The sequence below is a fragment of the Mediterranea sp. An20 genome (assembly GCF_002160055.1).
Taxonomy (GTDB): domain Bacteria; phylum Bacteroidota; class Bacteroidia; order Bacteroidales; family Bacteroidaceae; genus Bacteroides; species Bacteroides avicola.
Genome location: NZ_NFJV01000060.1, coordinates 1 through 3256 on the forward strand (window position 1 = coordinate 1; position 3256 = coordinate 3256).

4 protein-coding genes are annotated in these 3256 nt (G+C 57.3%); all 4 read left to right on the forward strand.

Features of this window, described 5'->3' with window-relative positions:
- On the forward strand, positions 1-113 hold a 113-nt coding region (locus B5F34_RS17010), incomplete at its 5' end, for a DUF4134 family protein (RefSeq protein WP_140393025.1).
- A gap of 42 nt (positions 114-155) precedes the next feature.
- Positions 156-491 carry a DUF4133 domain-containing protein gene (locus tag B5F34_RS17015; protein WP_087340937.1) on the forward strand — a complete coding sequence of 112 codons (336 nt, stop codon included), beginning with the start codon at positions 156-158 and terminating at the stop codon, positions 489-491.
- Positions 488-2998: a TraG family conjugative transposon ATPase gene (locus tag B5F34_RS17020; RefSeq protein WP_087340938.1), complete on the forward strand. Its 2511-nt coding sequence runs from the start codon at positions 488-490 to the stop codon at positions 2996-2998. Before B5F34_RS17015 ends, B5F34_RS17020 begins: the two co-directional genes overlap by 4 nt.
- 76 nt (positions 2999-3074) lie before the next feature.
- Positions 3075-3256: DUF3876 domain-containing protein (locus B5F34_RS17025; RefSeq protein ID WP_140393028.1), on the forward strand; the 182-nt coding region annotated here is incomplete at its 3' end.

The following is a 3256-nucleotide window of genomic DNA, read 5'->3' on the forward strand; positions in this document are numbered from 1 at the left end:
ATGGCAAGTTCAGCGCCGGCGACCCCGACACCTCGAAGACCGCAGCAAGCTGGTTCGGGGCGTGCATCTTCCTGATTGTGAGCGCGACGATTCTCCGTTCGTTCTTCCTTTAATAAACGTACATTCCCATACATATATAATAAGGTGTAAGGACAATGGCTGAATACCCCATCAACAAGGGCATCGGCCGTCCGGTGGAGTTCAAGGGGCTGAAGGCGCAATACCTGTTCATCTTCGCAGGCGGGCTGCTTGCCGCCTTCGTCCTCTTCATCATCCTGTACATGGCAGGCGCGGGCCAGTGGCTCTGCATCGGCTTCGGTATGGTGTCGGCTTCCGCCACCGTGTGGCTCACGTTCCGCCTGAACGCGAAGTACGGCGAACACGGGCTGATGAAGCTGGGCGCGGCACGGATGCGCCCCCGCCATGTGCTCCACCGCCGACGGGTGTCCAATCTATTAAGACGAAAAAAGAAGAAAGGAAGAAACGTATGAGAAACATCATGAAAGCCACCACGCTGGAAAGCCGCTTCCCGCTGCTCTCGGTGGAGCACGGCTGCATCGTCTCGAAGGACGCGGACATCACCGCCGCCTTCGAAGTGGAGCTGCCGGAGGTCTATACCGTAACGGCGGAGGAATACGAGGCTATCCACGCCACGTGGTGCAAGGCGATAAAGGTGCTGCCCGACTATTCGGTGCTGCACAAGCAGGACTGGTACGTGAAGGAACGGTACCGCCCCGACCTTTGCAGGGAGGGCATGGGCTTCCTCGCCCGCAGTTACGAGATGCACTTCAACGAACGCCCGTTCCTGCACCACAAATGCTACCTGTTTCTGACGAAGACCACGAAGGAACGCATGAGGCAGCAGAGCAACTGGAACACGTTGTGCCGTGGGCATATCGTGCCGAAAGAGATACAGGACAAGGAAACGGCGGTGAAGTTCATCGAGGCGGTGGAACAGTTCGCGCGTATCATGAACGATTCGGGACACATCAGGCTGCGCCGGCTCTCCGATGACGAAATCACCGGCACGGAGAAAGAGACAGGCATTATAGGACGTTACTTTGCCCTCTCGCTTAACGAGGTGGATTGTCTGGAGGACATCGAGATGTCGGCGAGGGAGATGCGCGTGGGCGACAACCGCCTGTGCCTGCACACCCTGTCGGACACGGAGGACCTGCCCGCAGCGGTGGCCACGGACAGCCGTTACGAGCGGCTCTCCACCGACCGCTCGGACTGCCGCCTGTCGTTCGCCGCTCCCGTGGGTCTGCTGCTTCCCTGCAACCACATCTACAACCAGTACGTTTTCATCGGCAACAGCGACGAGGAACTGCGCCGCTTCGAGAAAACGGCGAGAAACATGCAGTCGCTCTCACGGTACAGCCGCCAGAACGCCATCAACCGCGAGTGGATCGAGGAATACCTGAACGAAGCGCACTCGCAGGGACTGAAGTCCGTCCGCGCCCACTTCAACGTGATGGCGTGGAGCGACGACGCGGAGGAGCTGAAACGCATCAAGAACGACGTGGGCAGCCAGCTGGCTTCAATGGGCTGCGTGCCGCGCCACAACACGACGGACTGCCCGACGCTGTTCTGGGCGGGCATCCCCGGCAACGCCGCCGACTTCCCGGCGGAAGAAGCGTTCCACACGTTCATCGGGCAGGCGGTGTGCCTCTTCGCCGGCGAGACCAACTACAAGGACTCGCCCTCCGCCTTCGGCATCCGCATGGCGGACCGTATCAGCGGCAAGCCGCTGCACATCGACATCTCCGACCTGCCGATGAAGCGGGGCGTGACAACGAACAGAAACAAGTTCGTATTGGGCCCTTCGGGAAGCGGCAAGTCATTCTTCATGAACCACCTTGTCAGGCAGTATTACGAACAAGGATCCCACGTGGTGCTGGTCGATACGGGCAACTCCTACCAAGGGCTGTGCGAGATGATACACCGCAAGACCAAAGGAAAGGACGGCATCTACTTCACCTACACGGAGGAAAAGCCCATCTCGTTCAACCCGTTCTACACGGACGACGGGGTGTTTGATGTGGAGAAGAAGGACAGCATCAAGACGCTGCTGCTCACCCTGTGGAAAAGCGAGAACGAACCCGCCACGAAAACGGAGTCGGCGGAACTGGGCAGCGCGGTGAACGCATACATCCTGAAAATCCAGCAGGACAGGAGCATCGCGCCGTCGTTCAACTCGTTCTACGAGTACATGAGGGACGTGTACCGCAAGGAAATGGAGGAACGCTACATCAAGGTGGCGAAGACGGACTTCAACATCGACAACCTCCTGACCACTCTCCGGCAGTATTACCGGGGCGGACGGTACGACTTCCTGCTCAACTCCACGGAGAACATCGACCTGCTGCACAAGCGGTTCGTGGTCTTCGAAATTGATTCCGTGAAGGATAATGCCGAGCTTTTCCCGGTGGTTACGATTATCATCATGGAAGCATTTATCAACAAGATGCGGCGGCTGAAAGGCGTCCGAAAACAGCTCATCGTGGAGGAGGCTTGGAAGGCCCTTTCTTCGGCGAACATGGCTGATTATCTGCGCTATATGTACAAGACGGTCAGAAAATACTTCGGCGAGGCGATTGTGGTGACGCAGGAGGTGGACGACATCATCTCGTCGCCCATCGTGAAGGAAAGCATCATCAACAACTCGGACTGCAAGATACTGCTCGACCAACGGAAGTTTATGAACCGCTTTGACCAGATACAGGGGCTGTTGGGGCTGACGGAAAAGGAGAAGTCGCAGATACTCTCCATCAACCAGTCCAATGACCCGTCAAGGCGGTACAAGGAAGTCTGGATAGGGCTGGGCGGCACGCAGTCGGCGGTGTACGCCACGGAGGTGTCCATGCACGAGTACCTCGCCTACACGACGGAGGAAACGGAGAAGATGGAAGTCCGCGAACTGGCAGAGAAGCTGGGCGGCGACATGGAAGCCGCCATACGGCAGATAGCGGAAAGGCGAAAAGAAGAGGAACAGTAATGAAACAGCGTCCTGCCTCACACGGCGTATGAGGGAAGGACACATTTTTACCAACTAAAAAACAAGAATGAAGAAAATGAACATTGAACTGACAAAATCACAACGGCTGCTGCTTTGCGGCGGTCTGATTGGCTTGGCATCGCTGATGCTGCAAGCCTGCGAGACGGTAATGAAAGAAAACAGGGATGTCCGAGAGAAGATTTGCGGCAACTGGCAGAGCGTGGAGGGCAAGCCCGACATATTGGTGTACAGGGAGGG